Source organism: Microbacterium galbum (assembly GCF_032464915.1).
Classification (GTDB): Bacteria; Actinomycetota; Actinomycetes; order Actinomycetales; family Microbacteriaceae; genus Microbacterium; species Microbacterium galbum.
In genome coordinates, this window is sequence record NZ_JAWDIS010000001.1 from 564638 (window position 1) to 586556 (window position 21919).

The 21919-nt window shown below is 70.7% G+C and carries 17 protein-coding genes and 1 riboswitch; of the genes, 14 read left to right on the forward strand and 3 right to left on the reverse strand.

Annotation, left to right across the window (positions count from 1 at the left end):
* The 12 genes from RWH45_RS02720 (at position 1) to RWH45_RS02775 (ending at position 13599) form a co-directional block, all read left to right on the forward strand.
* Positions 1-786: a succinate dehydrogenase iron-sulfur subunit gene (locus tag RWH45_RS02720; protein ID WP_116536175.1), complete on the forward strand. Its 786-nt coding sequence runs from the start codon at positions 1-3 to the stop codon at positions 784-786.
* 201 nt (positions 787-987) lie between these two features.
* Positions 988-2187 carry a YihY/virulence factor BrkB family protein gene (locus tag RWH45_RS02725; RefSeq protein ID WP_315993381.1) on the forward strand — a complete coding sequence of 400 codons (1200 nt, stop codon included), beginning with the start codon at positions 988-990 and terminating at the stop codon, positions 2185-2187.
* A gap of 59 nt (positions 2188-2246) precedes the next feature.
* A complete protein-coding gene (locus RWH45_RS02730; protein WP_315993382.1) occupies positions 2247-3095 on the forward strand; it encodes an exodeoxyribonuclease III in 849 nt (282 codons plus the stop codon).
* Between the two features lie 43 nt (positions 3096-3138).
* On the forward strand, positions 3139-4143 hold the full coding sequence (gene trpS, locus RWH45_RS02735) for a tryptophan--tRNA ligase (RefSeq protein WP_315993383.1): 1005 nt from the start codon (positions 3139-3141) through the stop codon (positions 4141-4143).
* Between the two features lie 182 nt (positions 4144-4325).
* Positions 4326-5189, forward strand: coding sequence for an Fpg/Nei family DNA glycosylase (locus RWH45_RS02740; RefSeq protein WP_315993384.1), 864 nt, complete (start codon positions 4326-4328; stop codon positions 5187-5189).
* Positions 5190-5407: 218 nt separating this feature from the next.
* Positions 5408-5557, forward strand: a riboswitch (FMN riboswitch).
* A gap of 56 nt (positions 5558-5613) precedes the next feature.
* Entirely contained in the window at positions 5614-6687 is a 1074-nt protein-coding gene (ribD, locus tag RWH45_RS02745; protein WP_315993385.1) for a bifunctional diaminohydroxyphosphoribosylaminopyrimidine deaminase/5-amino-6-(5-phosphoribosylamino)uracil reductase RibD, read from the forward strand.
* Positions 6687-7343 carry a riboflavin synthase gene (locus RWH45_RS02750; protein WP_315993386.1) on the forward strand — a complete coding sequence of 219 codons (657 nt, stop codon included), beginning with the start codon at positions 6687-6689 and terminating at the stop codon, positions 7341-7343. Before ribD ends, RWH45_RS02750 begins: the two co-directional genes overlap by 1 nt.
* On the forward strand, positions 7340-8608 hold the full coding sequence (ribA, locus tag RWH45_RS02755; RefSeq protein ID WP_315993387.1) for a GTP cyclohydrolase II: 1269 nt from the start codon (positions 7340-7342) through the stop codon (positions 8606-8608). Before RWH45_RS02750 ends, ribA begins: the two co-directional genes overlap by 4 nt.
* Positions 8608-9081, forward strand: coding sequence for a 6,7-dimethyl-8-ribityllumazine synthase (gene ribH, locus RWH45_RS02760; RefSeq protein ID WP_315993388.1), 474 nt, complete (start codon positions 8608-8610; stop codon positions 9079-9081). The genes ribA and ribH overlap by 1 nt, the downstream gene beginning before the upstream one ends.
* A gap of 325 nt (positions 9082-9406) precedes the next feature.
* Positions 9407-9760, forward strand: a complete 354-nt coding sequence (locus RWH45_RS02765) for a Fe-S protein (protein ID WP_315993389.1) — start codon at positions 9407-9409, stop codon at positions 9758-9760.
* Between the two features lie 204 nt (positions 9761-9964).
* The gene (locus RWH45_RS02770) at positions 9965-11416 is read left to right on the forward strand and encodes an MFS transporter (protein WP_315993390.1); all 1452 of its coding nucleotides are present in this window, start codon (positions 9965-9967) and stop codon (positions 11414-11416) included.
* A gap of 308 nt (positions 11417-11724) precedes the next feature.
* Complete coding sequence (locus RWH45_RS02775; protein WP_315993391.1) at positions 11725-13599, forward strand: ABC transporter ATP-binding protein; 1875 nt, start codon at positions 11725-11727, stop codon at positions 13597-13599.
* A gap of 139 nt (positions 13600-13738) precedes the next feature.
* Here the strand turns inward: RWH45_RS02775 and RWH45_RS02780 are convergent, their stop codons facing one another.
* On the reverse strand, positions 13739-15628 hold the full coding sequence (locus RWH45_RS02780) for a phosphoenolpyruvate carboxykinase (GTP) (RefSeq protein ID WP_315993392.1): 1890 nt from the start codon (positions 15626-15628) through the stop codon (positions 13739-13741).
* A gap of 117 nt (positions 15629-15745) precedes the next feature.
* Between RWH45_RS02780 and RWH45_RS02785 the strand changes: the two genes are divergently transcribed.
* Positions 15746-17185 (forward strand): helix-turn-helix domain-containing protein, encoded by a 1440-nt coding sequence (locus tag RWH45_RS02785; RefSeq protein ID WP_315993393.1) that lies wholly within the window; start codon positions 15746-15748, stop codon positions 17183-17185.
* A 145-nt stretch (positions 17186-17330) separates the two neighbouring features.
* Here RWH45_RS02785 and RWH45_RS02790 read toward each other — a convergent pair whose 3' ends face one another.
* Positions 17331-18803 (reverse strand): NAD-dependent succinate-semialdehyde dehydrogenase, encoded by a 1473-nt coding sequence (locus tag RWH45_RS02790; RefSeq protein ID WP_315993394.1) that lies wholly within the window; start codon positions 18801-18803, stop codon positions 17331-17333.
* 255 nt (positions 18804-19058) lie between these two features.
* Positions 19059-20894 (reverse strand): FAD-dependent monooxygenase, encoded by a 1836-nt coding sequence (locus tag RWH45_RS02795; RefSeq protein WP_315993395.1) that lies wholly within the window; start codon positions 20892-20894, stop codon positions 19059-19061.
* A gap of 96 nt (positions 20895-20990) precedes the next feature.
* Here RWH45_RS02795 and RWH45_RS02800 point away from each other — a divergent pair, with 96 nt between their 5' ends.
* The gene (locus RWH45_RS02800; protein WP_315993396.1) at positions 20991-21695 is read left to right on the forward strand and encodes an IclR family transcriptional regulator; all 705 of its coding nucleotides are present in this window, start codon (positions 20991-20993) and stop codon (positions 21693-21695) included.
* Positions 21696-21919: the final 224 nt, after the last annotated feature.

Sequence of the window (21919 nt, forward strand, 5' to 3'; positions counted from 1 at the left end):
ATGGCATCCACCGTCATCGAGCAGGTCGACACCTCGGAAGAGGTCGAGCAGACTCCTGAGGACACCGGCATCCAGTCGTTCCTCGTCACCTTCAACATCCGCCGCTTCGACCCCGAGGTCGACGACGAGCCCCGCTGGGTCGACTACGACGTGGAGTTGTACTCCACCGACCGCGTGCTCGACGCCCTGCACAAGATCAAGTGGGAGGTCGACGGCTCGCTGTCGTTCCGCCGCTCGTGCGCGCACGGCATCTGCGGTTCGGATGCCATGCGCATCAACGGTCGCAACCGCCTCGCCTGCAAGACCCTGATCAAGGATCTCGACATCTCGCAGCCGATCTACGTCGAGGCGATCAAGGGTCTCCCCCTCGAGAAGGACCTCATCGTCGACATGGAGCCGTTCTTCGCCTCCTACCGCGAGGTGCAGCCCTTCCTGATCTCGAACTCGAAGCCCGAGGCGGGCAAGGAGCGGGTGCAGTCGATCGTCGACCGCGAGGTCTTCGACGACACCACGAAGTGCATCCTTTGCGCCGCGTGCACCTCGTCGTGCCCCGTGTTCTGGACCGACGGGCAGTACTTCGGCCCCGCTGCGATCGTCAACGCGCACCGCTTCATCTTCGACTCGCGCGACGACGCGGGCGACGTGCGCCTCGACATCCTCAACGACAAAGAGGGCGTGTGGCGCTGCCGCACCACCTTCAACTGCACCGAGGCGTGCCCGCGTGGCATCGAGGTCACCAAGGCCATCGCCGAGGTCAAGCAGGCCGTCCTCCGCGGCGGTCGCTGACCCCTCTCCTCTCGAACGGCGGGTGCGCGCAGGCGGACCCGCCGTTCGGCGTTCGCGGCGACCCTCTCTCTCGTGAGTCGCCGGAAATCGTCGCGTCGATGCCCGCGGAAGCGACAGATCCCGGCGACTCACGCAGGGGCGGGCGGATGCCGTGGCCCGGGGGACGCCGAGGCCTCGGCATCCATTCATTAGGCTCGACGGGTGACCGAGACGCACGCCGACCCGCGACCGCTGCCCGCGGTGCGCGACGACGACCCGTCCCTGCGCAACAGGTTCGAAGCGGCGCAGGTCGCGGTGCGGGAGCGGCTGGATCAGCCGATCGCGCGCGCGGCGAAGATCGCGCAGTGGTTCCCGATCCGGGTGTGGCGGCACTTCCTGCGGCACAACGGGTTCCTGCTCGCCGCGGGGATGAGCTACCAGGGACTCTTCGCGGTGTTCTCGGCGCTCTATCTCGCGTTCGCGGGCGTGGGGATCTGGCTGGGCGGCAGCACCGCAGCGATCGACGGTCTCATCCGCATCATCAACAGCTACATCCCGGGCTTGATCAGCAAGAACGGCCTCGTCGACCGCGACCAGGTCGAGGCCGTCGCCCAGGAGAGCGGACGTCTGCTGACCATCACCGGCATCGTGGCCGTCGTCGTGGTCGTGTGGACCGCGATCGGGTTCGTCACGTTCACCCGGCGCGCCGTGCGCGACACCTTCGGCCTACCCTTCGACCTGCGCAACTACGTCATGCTCAAGGCGCGCGACTTCGTGGCATCCGTGCTCTTCGGGGTCTCTCTGCTCGTGGGCGCCCTGCTGGGGTCGGTCACGACCGGCGCCGTGGACCTGATCTTCGGCCTCATCGGCTGGGACCGCGAAACCCTCGGTTGGTCGATCGGCGCACGTCTGGTGTCGCTCGTCGTCGCGTTCGGCATCAACACGGTGGCGCTCGCCTCGCTGTTCCGTTTCCTGACGGGGACGACGCTGTCGTGGCGCCGCGCCTGGCCGGGAGCCGTCGTCGGGGCGACGGGCATCGTGGTGCTGCAGGTCGGCGCCGGGTTCCTGTTCGTGTACACGCCGTCGAACCCGCTCCTGGCGACCTTCACAGTGCTCATCGGCTTCCTGCTGTGGTTCCGGTTCATCGGCATCGTCATCCTCGTGTCGGCCGCCTGGATCGCCGTGGCCGCGGGCGATCGCGACGTCCCCCTGCGCTCCCCCGAGGACCGCCGGGCGATGGAGCAGGCGGCGCTCGTCATCGCCGCGCAGGTGGGGGTGCGCGAGGCGGAGAAGGCGCTGGCGCTGGCGCGCTGGCCCTGGCGATGGCGCGCACGCCGACGGCTCGCGGCGGCCGAGAAGGCGCTCGCCCGCGCCGAGGCCGACGTGCCGGCCCCACGGCGCACGACGCTCGTCCTCGACTGAGGACCGCGGGCGGCTGTCCAGCCCGGAGGGATGTCGGAGGTCGCGGTTAGGCTCGTCGGGTGGCTCGTTCCGTGCGTATCGTCTCCGTCAACGTCAATGGCATCCGTGCCGCCGTCCGCAAGGGCATGGTCGAGTGGCTCGACGCCTCCGGCGCCGACATCGTCACCCTGCAAGAGGTCCGCGCCTCCGCCGAGCAGCTCGCCGAGGCCCTTCCCGGCTGGGAGATCGTCAACGACGAGGCGCTCGCGAAGGGGCGCGCCGGCGTCGCGATCATCAGCCGCCTCCCCGGCGTCGAGACCCGCACGCACCTCGGTCCCGAGCCGCTCGACGCGTCGGGCCGCTGGATCGAGACCGACTTCGACATCGACGGCGAGACCCTCACCATCGTCAGCGCCTACGTGCACAGCGGCGAGGTCGACACCCCGAAGCAAGACGCCAAGTGGTTGTTCCTGGATGCCATGGAGCAGCGCCTCGCCGCGCTGAAGGCCGAGCGCGAACTGGCTCTCGTCACCGGCGACCTGAATGTCGGCCACCGCGAGCTCGACATCAAGAACTGGCGGGGCAACCGCAAGAACGCCGGCTTCCTCCCGCGCGAGCGTGCGTACTTCGATCGCTTCTTCGGCCCCGCGGGCGAGCAGGTCGAGGGCGTCGACGGCTCGACCGGCACGGGCCTGGGCTGGGTCGACGTCGGCCGCCGGGTCATGGGCGAGGTCGACGGTCCGTACACGTTCTGGTCGATGCGGGGGAAGGCGTTCGACACCGACAGCGGCTGGCGCATCGATTACCACGTCGCCACCCCTGAGCTCGCCGAGCGGGTCACGGCGTACCGCGTCGACCGCGCGCCGTCGTACGACACGCGATGGAGCGACCACTCCCCCGTCGTCGTGGACTACACGCTCGGGCGCTGAGCCGGCGACCACCGCCGCGCGGCGCGCCGCCTAGGATCGTACGGTGACCACCGAGCGCCTCTACTCCGGAATGCAGCCCTCCGCCGACAGCCTCCAGATCGGCAACTACATCGGGGCCCTGCTGCAGTGGCGCGACCTGCAGGATCAGTACGACGCCTTCTTCTCCGTCGTCGACCTGCACGCCCTCACCCAGCCCGGCGACCCCGCCGAGCGTCGGGAGAAGACCCGCCGCACCGCCGCCCAGTACATCGCCGCGGGCATCGAGCCCTCCCGCTCGACGCTGTACGTGCAGTCGCATGTGCCCGCCCACGCAGAGCTGCAGTGGGTGCTCTCGACCCTCACCGGCTTCGGCGAGGCCGGACGCATGACGCAGTTCAAGGACAAGTCGGCGCGCTACGGCACGGATGCCACCAACGTCGGCCTCTTCACCTATCCGGTGCTGATGGCCGCCGACATCCTGCTCTACCAGACCGACGTCGTGCCCGTCGGCGACGACCAGAAGCAGCACATCGAGCTCACGCGCGACCTCGCCGAGCGCTTCAACCAGCGCTTCGGCGAGACCTTCACGATTCCCAAGCCCGTGATCCGACGCGAGACCGCCCGCATCTACGACCTGCAGAACCCGACCTCGAAGATGTCGAAGTCGGCCGAGTCCGACGCGGGCGTGCTGTGGCTGCTCGACGACCCCAAGGTCAGCGCGAAGAAGATCATGCGCGCCGTCACCGACTCCGAGGGTGCGGTGCGCTTCGACCGCGACGAGAAGCCGGGCGTCTCGAATCTGCTCGTGATCTACTCGGCTCTGACCGGCCGCGAGATCACCGCGATCGAGGACGAGTACGCCGGCCGCGGGTACGGCGACTTCAAGAAGGGCCTGGCCGAGGTGGTCGTGAACGAGTTCGAGCCGGTGCGCACGCGCGCCCTCGAGCTGCTCGACGACCCCGCCGAGCTCGACCGCGTGCTGGCCGTCAACGCCGGGAAGGCGGCATCCGTCGCCGAGAAGACCCTCTCCGACGTGTACGACCGCATCGGCCTGCTCCGCCGCGGCTGATCCGTTCCGTTCGACGCCCGTGCGACTCTCCGCGAGTCGTGCGGGCGTCGTCGTTCCGCCCGGGTGCTGCCGCCTCGGGCGAGCTGCCGCACGACGACGACCCCCCGCCGCGGTCGTGGGCGGTGCTCGGCTAGGGCGCAAGGCCCGTCCCCGATGTCGGAGGTGCGTGGCAGCATGGGCGCATGCCGGAGATGCCTGAGGTCGAGGGGCTCGTCGAGTTCCTGCGCGATCGCGTCACGGGGCTGCGCATCGACAAGGCCACCGTGTCGGCGATCAACGCGCTCAAGACGTTCGACCCGCCGCTGTCGGCGCTCGTGGGCTCCGCAGTGATCGACGCCCGGCGGCACGGCAAGTTCGTCGACCTCACGACCGATGCCGGCATCCACCTCGTCTTCCATCTAGCCAAGGCGGGATGGCTGCGGTGGTACGACACGCTTCCGGCGACGATCATCAAGCCCGGCAAGACCCCGATCGCCCTGCGCGTCGGCTTCGACGACGGGTCGGGCTTCGACCTCACCGAGGCGGGCACGAAGAAGTCGCTGGCCGTGTACGCGGTCCGCTCCCCCGACGACGTCCCGGGTATCGCCCGCCTCGGCCCCGACCCGCTGAGCGAAGGCTTCGACCGCCAGGCCTTCGGCGCGCTCCTCATCGGCCGCCGCACGCAGATCAAGGGCGTGCTGCGCGACCAGTCGGTCATCGCGGGCGTCGGCAATGCGTACTCCGACGAGATCCTGCACGCGGCGAAGATGTCGCCCTATGCGCTCGCGGCGACCCTCGCGGACGACGAGGTCGATCGCCTGTTCTCCGCGATGACGACGACGCTCACAGAAGCGGTCGAGGCCGCGCGCGGCAAGCCGCCCGCCGAATTGAAGGATGCCAAGCGGCGGGGCATGCGCGTGCACGGGCGGCGCGGCGAGGCGTGCCCCGTGTGCGGCGACGAGGTGCGCAGCGTCTTCTTCGCCGACAACTCGCTCGAGTACTGCCCCACCTGTCAGACCGGCGGCAAACTGCTGGCCGACCGGCGGTTGTCGCGCCTGCTGAAGTGAGACCGCGGCGCGAGGGCCGCCGACCGACCGGAGCGCACGCGCGGGCGCGTTGCCACTCCGGGGCCTTCCACGACGCTGCCCGTGCGCGCAACGCCGGTGCCACCGCGATCGAGGCCCGCATCCGCCCTGTCATCGCCGCGCGGGATACCGGAAAACGTCGTCAGAAGTCGGGGAATGAAACCGCAAACCCCGCGTTGACTACACTTCGAAGAGCAAACAACGTGCTCCGGGGTCGGTGAGAATCCGAACCGGCGGTGATAGTCCGCGAACCCTTCCGCCCATGGCGGTGGGGCCGATCCGGTGGAATTCCGGGACCGACGGTGATGCGGGGGTCTCCCCTCGCTAGTCCGGATAGGAGGCAGCACGGACGGCGCGTCGCGCCTTCCCGCTGGCCCTGCCCCGACGGCGCGGGAAGGACAGGGAAATGGCATCCGCCGTCGAGATCGACGCCATGCGGCGAGCGCTGCAGCTCGCCCGGCGCGGCCCGCGCGGGCTCAACCCGCAGGTGGGCGCCGTCATCCTGTCCCCCGCCGGCGAGATCCTCGCGGAGGGCTTCCATCGCGGCGCCGGCACGGCGCACGCCGAAGTCGACGCCCTCTCCCAGGTCGCGCCCGGCGCCGCCCGCGGCGCCACCGCCGTCGTGACCCTCGAGCCGTGCAATCACACCGGTCGCACCGGTCCGTGCGCCCTCGCTCTCATCGAGGCGGGCGTCGCTCGCGTGGTCTACGCGCTCGACGACCCGACCGATGCCGCGTCCGGAGGAGCCGACCGGCTGCGTACGGCCGGCGTCGACGTCGAGTCGGGACCCGAGGCGGATGCCGCAGAGGCGCTCGTGCGCGATTGGACCCACCTGCAGCGCACCGGCCGCCCGCGCGTCACGGTCAAGTGGGCCCAGAGCCTCGACGGCCGCGCCGCGGCCGACGACGGCACGAGCCAGTGGATCACCGGGCCCGACGCCCGCCGCGACGTGCACGCCCGCCGCGCGGCGGCCGACGCGATCGTCGCCGGAACCGGCACCGTGCGCACCGACGACCCCGCCCTGACCGCCCGGGACGACGACGGTTCGCTCCTCGCGGATCAGCCGATGCCGGTCATCATCGGTGAGAGTGAGACGGCACCGGATGCGGCCGTGCGCCGCCATCCGCGAGACCCCTTGTTCTACACGACGCACGATCTGCACGCGGTGCTCGCCGATCTCGCCGAGCGGGGCGTGCAGCGCGTCTTCGTCGAGGGCGGACCGACCCTCGCGAGCGCGTTCGTGCGCGAGGGTCTCGTCGATGAACTGCTCGTCTACGTCGCCCCCGTGCTGCTCGGCGGCTCGCGCCTGGCGCTGGGCGATGTGGGAGTGCCGAGCATCGGCGCGGCCAAACGGCTGGTGGTGGCATCCGTCACTCCCCTCGGCGACGATCTGCTCATCGTCGCCCGCCCGGCCGAGGCCGGACCCCGAAGCCCCGAGACTGTGCCCGCGGCCGCGGGCGAGAACGAAGGAGACGCCTGATGTTCACCGGAATCGTCGAAGAGATCGGCGCCGTCACCGCCGTCGAGCCGTCGGGCGACGGCGTGCGTCTGACACTGCGCGCCCCCCTGTCGGTGTCGGACGCCGGTCACGGCGACTCGATCTCGGTCAGCGGCGTGTGCCTCACCGTCGTCGACCAGGGCGACGACTGGTTCACCGCCGATGTGATGAAGCAGACCCTCGACATGTCGACCCTCGCCGATGTGGCCCCCGGTCGCGCCGTGAACCTCGAACGGGCCACCGCCGCCCACGGTCGCCTGGGCGGGCACATCGTGCAGGGCCACATCGACGGCACGGGCGTCGTGCGCGAGGTGCGACCCGGCGCGCAGTGGAGCGTCGTACGCATCGGCATCCCGGCCCCCCTCGCCCCGCTCGTCGTCGACAAGGGCTCGATCGCGATCGACGGCGTCTCGCTGACCGTCAGCGCCGTGAGCGCAGCCTCCGAGCCCGAGCCGTGGCTGGAGGTCTCGCTCATCCCCGAGACCCTCGAGGCCACGACCCTCGGACGCGCCGAGGCCGGAACGCCCGTCAACCTCGAGACCGACATCCTGGCCCGTCATGTGCAGCGCATGCTCGCCTTCCGCACGACAGAGAACCCCGCGGCGACCGCCGCACAGACCGAGAGGGGCTCCGAATGAGCCTGTCCACCATCCCCGAGGCCCTGGAGGCTCTCCGTCAGGGCCGACCGATCCTGGTCGCCGACGACGAGAACCGCGAGAACGAGGGCGACGTCATCATCTCGGCCCAGCTCGCGACACCCGAGTGGCTCGCCTGGACCGTCCGCTGGTCGAGCGGCTACGTCTGCGCGCCCATGCCCGCCGAGTGGGCCGACCGCCTCGACCTGCCCCCGATGGTCGAGGTCAACCAGGACGCCCGCGGCACCGCCTACACGGTCAGCGTCGACGCGGCATCCGGGGTCACCACCGGCATCAGCGCCGCCGACCGCGCGCGCACCCTCAACGTGCTCGCTGCACCCGACTCCGAGCCGTCGAGCCTGATCCGGCCCGGACACGTGCTCCCCCTGCGCGCGGTGGACGGCGGCGTGCGCGAGCGCGCGGGGCACACGGAGGCCGCCGTCGATCTCATGCGCCTCGCGGGGCTCGAGCCCGTCGGTGCGATCGCCGAGGTCGTCGCCGAGGACGGCAGCATGATGCGCCTGCCCGGACTGTTCGAGCTCGGCGAGCGCGACGGCATCCCGGTGATCACGATCGAGCAGCTCATCGCCCACCTGAACGACACCGACCCGCTGCCCGCCACGGCGGCGCCGAGGCGTCGCGTGAGCCTGCGCGCCGAATCCAATGTGCCCACCTCGCACGGCACGTTCCGCTTCCTCGCGTACAAGGACCGCGTCACCGGCACCGACCACCTGGCTGTCGTCTCGGGCGACCTGACCGAAGAGGCGCCCCTCGTGCGCGTGCACTCGGAGTGCCTGACCGGCGAGGCGTTCGGCTCGCTGAAGTGCGAGTGCGGACCGCAGCTCGAGGCGGCACTCGACACGATCGATCGCGACGGCGGCATCGTCATCTACATGCGCGGTCACGAGGGCCGCGGCATCGGCCTCATCAACAAGCTGCGCGCGTACAACCTGCAGGAGCGCGGCATGGATACGGTGGATGCCAACCTCGCCCTGGGCCTCCCCGCCGACGCGCGCGACTACGCCGCCGCCGCCGGCATCCTGACCGACCTCGGCGTCGAGAAGGTGCGCCTGCTGACGAACAACACCGACAAGGTCGCGCAGCTGCGCGGCTTCGGCCTCGACGTCGTCGAGCAGGTCCCCCTGCTCGTGGGCGTCGGCCCCAACAACCACCAGTACCTCGAGACGAAGCGCGACCGGATGGGTCACATCATCGCCGAGGACGACCTGCGCGACGCCCTCGCGCACATGAAGGAAGAGAGCGCCTGATGGCCGGCAGTGGAGCACCCGAGACCGGCGGCGTCGACGCGTCGGGACTGAACGTCGTCGTCATCGCCGGTACTTGGCACGAGGTCATCACGAACGGCCTCATCGCCGGAGCGGAGCGCGTGCTGGATGCCACCGGCGCGACCTACCGCGTCGTGCGCGTGCCGGGGTCGTTCGAGCTGCCCGTGGCCGCCAAGGCGGCCCTCGACGCCGGGGCGGACGCCGTGGTGGCGCTGGGCGTGATCATCCGCGGCGGGACCCCGCACTTCGACTTCGTCTCGTCGGCCGCGACCGACGGACTGACGCGCGTCGCGCTCGACACGGGCAAGCCCGTCGGTTTCGGCGTGCTCACCCTCGACGACGAGCAGCAGGGGCTGGACCGCGCGGGGCTCGAGGGCTCCAAGGAGGACAAGGGCGAGGAGGCCGCGGACGCGGCGATCCGCACCGCCCTCGTGCTGCGGGAGCTGCGCGGCTGAGACGGTCTGATCACGGGCCCGGCGACCACTGCGGTCGCCGGGCCCGTTCTCGTTCGCGGGGCGGGACGGAAGTGGCTGAGCCTGTCGAAGCCAACGGGGGTCCGCGGGTCGGGGGCGGGCCCTTCGACGAGCTCAGCGACCGCGCGCGGGGCTCAGGGACCGCGCGCGGGGCTCACGGGCCACGCGCAGGGCTCACGGGCCACGCGCGGGGCTCACGGGCCACGCGCAGGGCTTACGGGCCACGCGTAGGGCTCGGTCAGGACCGCGCGCGGGGTGAGGACCGCCTTGCTGGCGGCGCACCCGCGCCGTCCCTACCCTGACGGGTATGGAGATCCTGCGGAACGTCGTCGTCCTCGTCCACCTCGTCGGCTTCGCGATCCTCTTCGGGGCCTGGGTCGTCGAGGCGGTCTCCCGGCGCGTGCGCGTGACGCCGCTGATGAACTACGCGCTCGTGATCTCCCTCATCACGGGCCTCGCTCTGTCGGCGCCGTGGGGCCTGGACCACGACCTCAATTACGCCAAAATCGGCATCAAGCTCGTCGTCCTGCTCGTGATCGGCGCGCTGCTGGGCATCGGGTCCGCACGTCAGAAGCGCACGGGCTCGCTCTCCCCCGCGATCTTCTGGCCCATCGGCATCCTGGCTCTGCTCAACGCGGGCCTCGCGGTCATCTGGCGCTGACGACTTCCGCGGTCTCGCGCGACCTGCCTGCGGGACGGGGCACGTTCAGCGCGCGCATAGACTGGAGGGTCTAGACGCCCCTCACTCGGGGACGTCGCCGGTGCCCCCGCCCGCGCGCTCTCTCACCACCACCCCCGTGACCGCTGCGTGCCACCGCTGCGCCCCACCCCGGACGCGAACGAAGAATCTTCCCGTCAGGCAGTCATGACCACGTCATCCCCCTCCACCCGTTCGGCCTCGGCCCCGGCCAATCCGCGTTCGCGCGTCATCACCGCGAGCCTCATCGGCACCACGATCGAGTTCTACGACTTCTACGCGTACGCGACCGCGGCCGTGCTCGTCTTCCCGATCCTCTTCTTCCCGACCGGCAACGAGACCACCTCGCTGCTGCTGTCGTTCAGCGTCTTCGGCGCCGCCATGGTTGCGCGTCCCCTCGGTGCCGTCGTCTTCGGCCACTTCGGCGACCGCTTCGGCCGCAAGGCGACCCTCGTGGCATCCCTGCTGACGATGGGCGTCGCGACCTTCCTCATCGGTCTGCTGCCGACCTTCAACGAGATCGGTGTGTGGGCGGCGATCCTGCTGCTCATCATGCGCCTCGCGCAGGGCTTCGCCCTCGGCGGCGAGTGGTCGGGCGCGGCGCTCGTGGCGACCGAGAACGCTCCGAAGGGCAAGCGCGCCCTGTTCGGCACGTTCCCCCAGCTGGGCGCCCCCATCGGCTTCATCATCGCCAACGGCATCTTCCTCATCATCAACTTCGCCCTGCCGCACCCCGACGGCACGGCGCAGCGCTCCGCGGAGTTCCTCGCGTGGGGCTGGCGCGTGCCGTTCCTCTTCTCGGCCGTCATGGTCATCGTGGGCCTCTGGGTGCGCCTGCGGCTCGTCGAGAGCGAGTCGTTCTCGAAGGCCGAGAAGAGCGGCGTGATCCGCAAGTTCCCGCTCGGCGAGGTCATCCGCCGCAACTGGAAGCAGCTGATCCTCGGCACGTTCATCATGCTGGCGACCTACGTGCTCTTCTACCTCATGACCAGCTTCACGCTGTCGTACGGCACCAAGCCGACCGCCGAGGGCGCGGCGGCCGCCGCGGAGAAGGCCGGAACCGCCTTCGACGCCGCCGCCTACGTTCCGGGCCTGGGCTTCGGCTACACCGACTTCGTCATCATGCAGATCATCGGCGTAGTGTTCTTCGGCGTCTTCACGATGTTGTCCGGGCCGCTCGCCGACCGCTTCGGTCGCAAGCGCCTGCTCATCGTGGTGACCGCGGCGATCATCGTGTTCGGTCTGACCTTCGCGTTCTTCCTGCTCCCGCAGGCCGACGCGACGCTGACCCACGTGTACGTGCAGGCGTTCCTCATCATCGGGTTCCTGCTCATGGGCTCGACGTTCGGCCCCATGGGTGCCGTGCTGCCCGAGCTGTTCCCCACGAACACGCGCTACACGGGTTCGGCCATCTCGTACAACGTCTCGTCGATCCTGGGCGCGGCGCTCGCACCCATCGTCGCCGTCGCGCTGTGGGCCGCCGGTGACGGCAACCCCTGGCTGGTGGGCGTCTACCTGTCGGCGATGGGTGTGCTGACCCTCGTCGCCCTCGTGCTCTCGCCCGAGACGAAGGACGTCGACTACGACGACAACATCGCCGCCGGAGCGACCGCACCGTAACGCGGAGTTCTCGACGACGGATGCCACGGGGCCTCGGCCTCGTGGCATCCGTCGTTCCCGGCGCGGGACTCCTGCTCATCCGGCACCGATGGGTCGTGACGGGCCGGAGGGGCCGCCTTCGCCGGAGGTGTGCGCCGAAGGACCGTTCCGCCGCGATGGGCCCTCCGCCTCGTCGGCGCGGACGGGCGCTGCACTCCTCCCCACCCGGGGCCCCCACCGAGTTCTCCCCCATCACGCCTCGCGGGGGCGAAGCGCACAGCCGCGGAAGGTACGGTCGAAGTACCCCGATCCCTTTCCCGAGGATGAGCATGTCTTCACCCGCTCTCGCGCGCGGTCGGCGCGGCCGCCGCACCCCCGAAGGTCCGCGCGCGTCGTTCCGTCAGCTGCTGCCGTTCCTGCTCGAGCACAAGCGCACGCTCGCTGTGGTCGCAGTCCTCAGCGTCCTCGGGGCGGGGGCGACGCTCGCCCAGCCGCTGCTGGTCGGTCAGGTCATCACGCGCGTGCAGAACAGCATCCCGCTCGGCGCCCTCGTCTGGCTGCTGGTCGCGTTCGTCGTGCTGTCGTCGGTGATCTCGGGCTTCCAGCACTATCTGCTCCAGCGCACCGGCACCGCGGTGGTGTACTCCTCGCGGCGCCGGCTGATCGCGCGCATCCTGCGCCTGCCCATCAGCGAGTTCGACGCGCGTCGCACGGGCGACCTCGTCTCGCGCGTGGGCACCGACACCACGCTCCTGTACGCCGTGCTGACGCAGGGCTTCGCGGATGCCGTGGGCAACGCGCTGATCCTGCTCGGCGCCGTCATCGCGATGGCGTTCATCGACCCCCTGCTGCTGGTGCTCATCGTCGTGGTCGTCGGAGCGTCGCTCGGCATCGTGGTGCTCCTCAGCACGCGCATCCGCGCGGCATCCGCGATCCAGCAGGAGAAGGTCGGCGAGCTGTCGTCCGGTGTGGAGCGCGCGGTCGGGTCGGTCCGCACCATCCGCGCATCCGGCGCGACCGAGCGTGAGACCACCGCCGTGACGGAGAGCGCGACCGCCGCCTACGACGCGGGAGTGCGCATCGCCCGCGTGTCGGCGCTGATCGTGCCGATCGCCTTCGTCGCCCTGCAGGTGTCGTTGCTCGTCGTGCTCGGTGTCGGCGGGTACCGCGTGGCATCCGGGGCCATCGACGTCGCCTCGCTGGTGACGTTCGTGATCTTCCTGTTCCTGCTCGTGCAGCCGCTCGCCTCGGCGATCGGAGCCATCACGTCGGTGAACCAGGCCCTCGGCGCGCTGGGGCGCATCCAGGAGGTGCTCGACCTTCCGCTCGAAGACGACGGCGATCGACCGACGTCGGCGGCGACGGTTCCGGATGCCGCGGCGATCGCGTTCCGCGACGTGCGCTTCCGCTATCCCGACCACGTCGTCCGGGCACGGGAGGCGGCGGCGAAGGAGGCCCGATCGGTGCTCGCCGAGGTGCACCTGGACGCCGCCCCGAGCGAGGCGCCGGCTCCCGAGACCGACCGCGACGTGCTGCGCGGAGTGTCGTTCACCGTGCCGCGCGGCGCGCGCGTCGCTCTGGTCGGGCCGTCGGGGGCGGGCAAGAGCACGATCCTCTCGCTCGTCGAGCGCTTCTACGACCCCACGGACGGGGAGATCCTCGTCGACGGCATCGACGCCCGCGACCTTCCGCGCGACGACCTGCGCGCCCGCTTCGGCTACGTCGAGCAGGACGCCCCGACCCTGGCCGGAACCATCGCCGACAACCTGCGTCTGTCCTCTCCCGACGCGACCGACGCCGACTGCGAGCGCGTGCTGCAGGCCGTGAACCTCGGCGAGGTGCTCGAGCGCAACCCGCTCGGCGTCGACGCCCCCGTCGGCGAAGACGGCGTGATGCTGTCGGGCGGAGAACGTCAGCGCCTCGCGATCGCCCGTGCGCTGCTCGCCGCTCCCCCGGTCCTGCTGCTGGACGAGTCGACGTCGTCACTCGACGGCGTGAACGAACAGCGCATGCGCGAGGCGATCGACGCCGTGGCGACCGGGCGCACGCTGCTCGTCATCGCGCACCGCCTGTCGACGGTCGTGGACAGCGACCTCATCGTGGTGCTCGAGAACGGCCGCGTCGTCGGCCAGGGCACGCACAGCGAGCTGGTGGCATCCACTCCCCTGTACCGCGACCTGGCGAAGCACCAGCTGCTCGTGTGAGCAGCGGCGTGGGGCCGCGGCTCCCTCGAACGCACCGACGCCCCTCCCGCGCGCCAAGAACGGGAGGGGCGTCGATTCCAGGGCTCGCCCCGCGGCGCGGCACGGGTCAGGACCGTGCGGCGCGGCGGGCGAGCCGGTCTCAGGAGCGCTGCAGGCGGTAGCGCAGCGACGCGAGCTCGGCGCGCAGCGCGGCCGGCAGGTGCGCGCCGAAGGTGTCGTAGAACTCCTCGGTCAGCTCGGCCTCCGCCAGCCACGAGTCGCGGTCGATCGCGAACAGTTCGGCGAGGTCGGCGGCGGGCAGGTCCAGGCCCGACAGGTCGAGGTCTTCGGTGCGGGGCAGGCGTCCGATCGGGCTGTCCACGGCATCCACCTGTCCGTCGACGCGACGGATGATCCAGTCGATCACGCGGGCATTGTCGCCGAAGCCGGGCCAGAGGAAGCGGCCGTCGTCGCCCTTGCGGAACCAGTTGACCTGGAAGATGCGCGGTGCGCGGTCGAAACGCAGCTTCTCGCCGACCTTCAGCCAGTGGCCGAAGTAGTCGCCCATGTTGTAGCCGCAGAACGGGAGCATGGCGAACGGGTCGCGGCGGAGCTCCCCGACGGTGCCCTCCTGCGCGGCCGTCTTCTCGCTCGAGACGGTCGAGCCCAGGAAGACGCCGTGCGACCAATCGGTGGCCTCGAGCACGAGCGGGACGTTGGTCGCGCGGCGACCGCCGAACAGGATGACGTCGAGGGGCACGCCCTCGGGGGTCTCCCAGTCCTCCGCGATCTGCGGGCACTGCGCCGCGCCGACGGTGAAGCGCGAGTTGGGGTGGGCGGCGGGGCGGCCCGACGCGGGCGTCCAGGGGTTGCCCTCCCAGTCGGTGAGGTGCGGGGGCGCCTCGTCGGTCAGCCCCTCCCACCAGACGTCGCCGTCGGGACGCAGGGCGACGTTCGTGAAGATCGTGTTGCCCCAGAGGGTCTCGATCGCGGTGACGTTGGTGGACTCGCCGGTGCCGGGTGCGACACCGAAGAAACCGGCCTCGGGGTTGATCGCCCAGAGGCGTCCGTCCTCACCGGGGCGGATCCATGTGATGTCGTCGCCGAGCGTTTCGACGCGCCACCCCGGGATGGTCGGGCGCAGCATCGCCAGGTTGGTCTTGCCGCAGGCCGAGGGGAATGCGGCCGCGACGTGGTACGCCTTGCCCGTCGGGTCGATCACGCGGATGAGCAGCATGTGCTCGGCGAGCCAGCCCTCGTCGCGACCGATGACCGACGCGATGCGCAGGGCGAAGCACTTCTTGGCGAGGATCGCGTTGCCACCGTATCCCGACCCGAACGACCAGACCTCGAGGGTGTCGGGGAAGTGCACGATGTACTTGTCGTCGTTGCAGGGCCACGCCACATCCGCCTGGCCCGGGCCCAGAGGGGCACCGACCGAGTGCACGGTCTTGACCCACGGCGCGCCCTGGGCGATCTGCTCCGTGACGGCCGTGCCGACGCGGGTCATGACGCCGATGGATGCCACGGCGTAGGCGCTGTCGGTGATCTGCACGCCGATGTGGCTGAGGGGGCCGCCGACGGCGCCCATCGAGAACGGCACCACGTACATCGTGCGACCGCGCATCGAGCCCTCGAAGACGCCGTTCAGCGTCTCGCGGATCTCGGCCGGCGCGATCCAGTTGTTGGTGGGGCCGGCGTCCTCTTCGCTCTCGGAGGCGATGTAGGTGCGCGACTCGAGGCGCGCGACGTCGCCGGGGTGCGAGCGGGCGAGGTAGGAGCCGGGGCGCCACTCGGGGTTCAGCTTGATGAGCTTGCCCTCGTCGACCATCTCGCGCAGCAGCGCGTCGTTCTCGGCGGCGGAGCCGTCGACCCAGTGGATGCGGTCGGGCTTCGTGAGGGCCGCGACCTGGTCGACCCACGCGGTGAGGGCGGCCAGGCCGGGACCGTCGACGGCCGGCTTCACGCCGTATCCGGGACGGGCGGGGGCGGCGGCGACCGCGGCGGCGCGGCCGGTGGAGCGGGAAGCGAAGATGTCGGCGAGAGCCATGTCGTTCTCCTCGGTTGAGAGCGAATTCGGTGTTCTCCCCCATCTTGAGGGCCTGGTCGCCGGTCTTTCGAGGATGATTGCGTGTAAGAAACTCGGTTCTTTCGATATGGTCAAGGAATGGCCTCGTCCTTCGAACTCACCACGCTCGGTCACCGCATCCGCCATCATCGACTCGCGCGCGGGTACACCCTCGACGAGCTCGGCGCACTGGTGGGCGTGGCCGGCAGCCAGCTGAGCCTCATCGAGAACGGCAAGCGCGAGCCGAAGCTCTCCCTGCTGCAGGAGATCGCGCGCGCGACCGAGACCGAGGTGACCGAGCTCCTCTCCCGCGAACCTCCGAACCGTCGCGCGGCCCTGGAGATCGAGCTCGAACGGGCGCAGACCAGCCCGTTCTTCCACCAGCTCGGCATCCCGCCCGTCAAGGTCACCAAGGGCACCAGCGACGAGACCATCGAGGCGGTCCTCGGCCTGCACCGCGAACTCCTGCGGCGCGAGCGCGCGACGATCGCGAGCCCCGAGGAAGCCCGTCGCGCCAACACCGAGCTGCGTCTGCGGATGCGCGAGACCGCCAACCACCTGCCCGAGATCGAACGCCTCGCCGAGAAGCAGCTCAAGGCGGCGGGCCACTCGACCGGCGCTCTCACCCACCGCACGGTGAGCATCATGGCCGAGCAACTGGGCTTCGAGCTCATCTACGTCGCCGACCTCCCGCACTCGGCGCGATCGGTCACCGACCTCGAGCACGGCCGCATCTACCTGCCCCCCGCGTCGATTCCGGGCGGCCACGGCCTCCGCTCCATGGCGCTGCAGGCGATGGCGCACCGGCTCCTCGGACACCGTCCTCCCACCGACTACGCCGACTTCCTCCAGCAGCGGCTCGAGATCAACTACTACGCCGCCTGCTGCCTCATGCCCGAGACCAGCGCGGTGGCGTTCCTCGCGCAGGCGAAGAAGGACCGCAACCTCGCGGTCGAGGACTTCCGCGACGCGTTCGGCGTCACCCACGAAGCCGCCGCGATGCGCATGACCAATCTGATGACCACGCACCTCGGCATCCATCTGCACTTCCTGCGCGTCGACGGCGACGGGGCGATCTCGCGCGTGTACGAGAACGACGGACTGCCGCTGCCCACCGACGTCACGGGCAGCGTCGAAGGCCAGGTCGTGTGCAAGAAGTTCTCGGCGCGCTCCGCGTTCGCCGAGCACAACCGCACGACGGAGCACTACCAGTACACCGACACCCCCGCCGGGACGTTCTGGTGCTCGACGCAGACGGGGAGCACCAGCGACGGAGACTTCTCGATCACCGTCGGCGTGCCCTTCGACGACGCGCGGTGGTTCCGCGGTCGCGACACCGCCAAGCGCGGCGTCTCGCACTGCCCCGACGAGTCGTGCTGCCGGCGCCCCGACGCCGAGGCCGCGGAGCGCTGGCAGGGCAAGGCCTGGCCGAGCGCGCGCGTGCACCGCCACATGTTCTCACCGCTGCCGCGGGGCATGTTCCCTGGCGTCGACGACGCCGAGGTGTTCGCCTTCCTCGACCGTCACGCGGACGGCTGACGCCCCCTTCCGCCGAGTCGCCATTTCCTGTCGCTTCGCACGGCCCGGAAGCGACAGAATTTGGCGACTCGTGCGCAAGGGCGGATCGACGGATGCCACGACCCCGGGCCCTCGCGGCGCGCCGGGATCGTGGCATCGAAACGTGTTACGCGTAGGGGTTCGCCGTCAGCGTGTACTTCGTCTGCAGGTACTCGTGGATGCCCTCGTCGCCGCCCTCGCGGCCGAGGCCCGACTGCTTCCAGCCGCCGAAGGGAGCGGCGGCGTTGGAGACGACGCCGACGTTCAGGCCCATCATCCCGGTCTCGAGCTTGTCGATCATGCGCTGACCGCGCGAGAGCGACTCGGTGAAGACGTACGAGACGAGACCGTACTCGGTGTCGTTGGCGAGGCGCACGGCGTCGTCCTCGTCGTCGAAGGGGATGATCGCGAGCACCGGCCCGAAGATCTCCTCCCGGAGGATGTCGCTGCCCGGCTTCACGTCGGACACGACGGTCGGCTCGAAGAACGTGCCGGGGCCGTCGATGGGCGAACCACCGACGGTGACGGTCGCGCCGCGCTCGACGGCATCCCCCACCAGCGTCTTGGCCTTGTCGACGGCGCGGTCGTCGATCAGGGGCCCGATCTGCACGCCCTCCTCGGTGCCGCGACCGACCTTCATGCCCTGGACGCGCTCGGTGACGCGTCGGGTGAACTCCTCGACGACGCTGCGCTGCACGATGAAGCGGTTGGCGGCGGTACAGGCCTGGCCGATGTTGCGGAACTTCGCGAGCATCGCACCCTCGACGGCCTTGTCCAGGTCGGCGTCGTCGAACACGACGAAGGGGGCGTTGCCGCCGAGCTCCATCGAGGTGCGCAGCACGCCCGGGGCTGCTTGCTGCAGCAGCTTCACGCCGACCGGGGTCGAGCCGGTGAACGAGAGCTTGCGCAGGCGGGGGTCGGAGATGATGCGCTCCGACACGGGGCCGGTGTTCGTGGTGGTGACGACGTTCACGACGCCGGCGGGGAGCCCGGCATCCTGCAGGATCTGCGCGAAGAAGAGCGTCGTCAGCGGCGTGAGGGTGGCCGGCTTGATGACGACCGTGCAACCGGCGGCGAGCGCGGGGGCGATCTTGCGGGTGGCCATCGCGAGGGGGAAGTTCCAGGGGGTGATGAGGTAGCAGGGACCCACGGGGTGCTGCGAGACGATCATGCGACCCGTGCCCTCGGGGTTCGCGCCGTAGCGGCCCTGGGTGTGGGCGGTGACCTCGCTGAACCAGCGGAGGAACTCCCCGCCGTAGCCGACCTCGCCGCGCGCTTCGGCGAGCGGCTTGCCCATCTCGAGCGTCATGAGCAGCGCGATGTCCTCCTTGCGCTCCTGCAGCAGGTCGAACGCCCGGCGGAGGATCTCGGCACGCTCACGCGACGGAGTGGCCGCCCACGACGGGAACGCCTCGGCCGCGGCATCCATCGCCGCGATGCCGTCGTCGATGGACGCGTCGGCGATCTCGAGCAGGACGTCACCGGTGGCGGGATCGTTCACCGCCACGGTCTTGCGGGCCTCGGCTGTGCGCCACTCCCCGTTGATCAAGAGGCCGGTGGGTACGGATGCCAGCAGTTCGCTCTCGCGCGAATCGGTCATGAATCCTCCTGGATCGGGGCGGGGTGTCCCGCCCATTCTCGTCAGCCCGCGAAGCGGTGCCGATATACGTCGTGTACAAACCGGATGACGCGGTGGCCTCGGTGGACACGCGGAGGGAGCGAACCGGCGCATGCCGCGACACTCCGCCCGAGCGTCTCCTCCCGGGTCGCTCCACGCACCCTGCGCGTGTGAACGCTCCGCACCGGGAGGAACGCCATGTCACCGCGTTTCTGGCTCGGGGGAGCGTTCACAGGGTCAACCCGCCGTCGGCTCCGCCATCGCCCCGGCGAGGAAGCGCTCGAGGCCGGCCGGGTCGGTCAGCGGCAGCACGTGCGCCACGTACTGGTCGGGGCGCACGAGCACCACCGCCCCCTCCGGGCCGATGCCGCGCTCTGCGAAGATGTCGGCGGTCGTCCAGGCCGACGGTGCGGCGGCGAAGACCTTCTCGAGATCGGTCAGGCCCAGCGGCCCCGAGCGCGGGCGGAAGAGCGCGGGCGCGTCGACCACGTCCTCCCATCGGCCGGGGAACACCGCCTTCACGTCGAACACCGCGTCGAGGTCGGCCCCTGCGGGCGTGAACCGCTCGACGATCTCCTGCGCGGCTTCGGCCCAGGCGCGCAGGGCCGAGCCGTCGGCATCCGCGAAGGCATACACGCGCCACCGGCCATCGGCCTTCGCGTGATGGCCGAGGTGCACGGCGTTGCCGTCGCACACCCGCACGACCTCGACGCTCTTGAAGCGCTTGCCGACCGGGAATCCGGATGCCAGGTCCTGAGCGGGCGCGTCGGAGGTGATCGCCGAGGGGGCGTACTGCGTCATGAATCCCGAGGGGAACTCGGCCGTGGCCAGGTAGTAGGTCGACAGCTCCGCGGGGTCGGTGATCTCGCCGGGCTTGCGCGCCATGAGCGATGACCACTCCCGGTCGAAGTCGATGAGCTGCTGGGCCACCGGGCGCCGCTCGTCGTCGTAGGTGCGCAGCAGATCGGCGGGAGCCAGGCCGGTCAGCACGTGACCGAGCTTCCAGCCGAGGTTGAACCCGTCCTGCATCGACACGTTCATGCCCTGGCCCGCCTTGGCGCTGTGGGTGTGGCAGGCATCGCCGGCGAGGAAGACACGCGGGGCGTCGAGGTCGTCGACGAACCGGTCGGTCACCCGGTGCCCCACCTCATACACGCTGTGCCACGCGACCTGCTTCACGTCGATCGAGTAGGGGTGCAGGATCTCGTTGGCCCGCCGGATGACCTCCTCGATCGGGGTCTGACGCACGCGGTGGTCGTCGTCGGCCGCGACCTCGCCGAGGTCGATGTACATGCGGCTGAGATAGCCGCCCTCGCGCGGGATGTGCAGGATGTTCCCCGCCGCGGCGTTGATCGCGCACTTGATGCGCCAGTCGGGGAAGTCGGTCTCGACGAGAACGTCCATCACTCCCCACGCGTGACGGGCGGCGGCTCCGACATGAGTGCGGCCGATCGCCTGACGCACGCCACTGCGCGCTCCGTCGCACCCCACGACGTACCGCGCGCGGACGGTCCGCTCGCCCGCGGCATCCGCCACGCGCACCTCGACGCCGTCGTCGACGACCGTCAGACCGCGAAACTCCACGCCGTAGTCGGGCACGATCCGCGCGGGACCCTGCGCGGCCGCCTCGGCGAAGTAGTCGAGCACGCGCGCCTGATTGACGATGAGGTGCGGGAACTCGCTGATCTTCAGGCCGTAGTCCTCGGTGCGCGTCGTCCGCACGATGCGGTCGGGGTTCTCGGGGTCGGGCGCCCAGAAGTTCATCCAGCCGATGTTGTACGCCTCGGCGGTGATGCGGTCGGCGAAGCCGAAGGCCTGGAAGGTCTCGACGCTGCGGGGTTGGATGCCGTCGGCCTGACCGAGCGCGAGACGACCATCGCGTTTCTCGATGAGGCGCGTGGTGATCTGGGGGAACTGCGAGAGCTGCGCCGCGAGCAGCATGCCCGCGGGGCCCGAGCCCACGATGAGCACGTCGACCTCGTCGGGCACCGCCGCGGGGCGGTCGACGCCGGTGCCGGCGGCGTTCTGCACGCGCGGATCGCCCGAGACGTAGCCGTGGTGGTGGAACTGCATCGTTTCTCCTGACGTCGATGTCGGGTTGCGGCACCCTCGTCACTGTTCTATATTCGAACGCAACGTTCCGCTATCGAACGAGAGGCTAACCGACCGATGCCGCCACGGCAAGACGCCGCTCCCGCCTCGCAGACGCTGAGCCGCGGCATCCGCCTGCTCGAAGAGCTCGCCGATGCGCGGACGCCGCTGTCGATCGACGACCTCGCAGCCCGCGTCGACCTGCATCGCTCCGTCGCGTATCGATTGCTGCGGACGCTCGAGGACCACGGTCTGGTGAGCCGGGATTCCGCGGGGGCCGTGCGCCTGGGGACGGGCCTGGCGGCGCTGGCCGCCGGGGTCGCCGCCGACCTGCAGGCCGAGGCCCTGCCCGAACTCACCGCGGCCGCCAACGATCTCGGCATGACGTGCTTCCTCGTGGTGCTCGATCACGACGAGTGCGTGACCCTCGCGAGCGTCGAACCCCGGCACACGGTGACGGCGGTGGCGCAGCGGCCCGGGTCGCGGCATCCGGTCACCCGGGGTGCCCCCGGGCGCGCGATCCTCGCGCAGCTCCCGCCGCGCCGCTGGCCCGACGAGGTCGATGCGCGGCTGGCGTCGGAGGTGGCGGATGCCGCGGAGCGCGGCTGGGCGACGAGTCATGACGAGGTGATCCCGTCGCTGCACGCCGTGGCGGTCCCCCTGCAGGTGCAGGGGCGGGAGCCCGCGGCGATCGCCGCGGTGCACGTGGCGACCGACCTCGATGAGGCGGCGATCGCCGCGCGGCTCGGGGCCGCGGCATCCGCGATCCGGGGAGCGCTGTAAATCGGGTCCCGCACGCGGTGCGCCGCCCGGGTTCTTCGTCCGGAGCCCGCGCCCGGGATCCGCCGGGACGGCATCCTGCTGACGAGCCCGCATCAGCCCGCATGGGTGTGTCGGCGACGAGCGGTCTCGTCTCCGAGGGCGGCAGCCTCGGTCACGCGCCCCGCGGACCCCACGGGGCCCGAGCGATCGTATATGATCGCTCCCGTCAGGCGCACGAGGTCGTG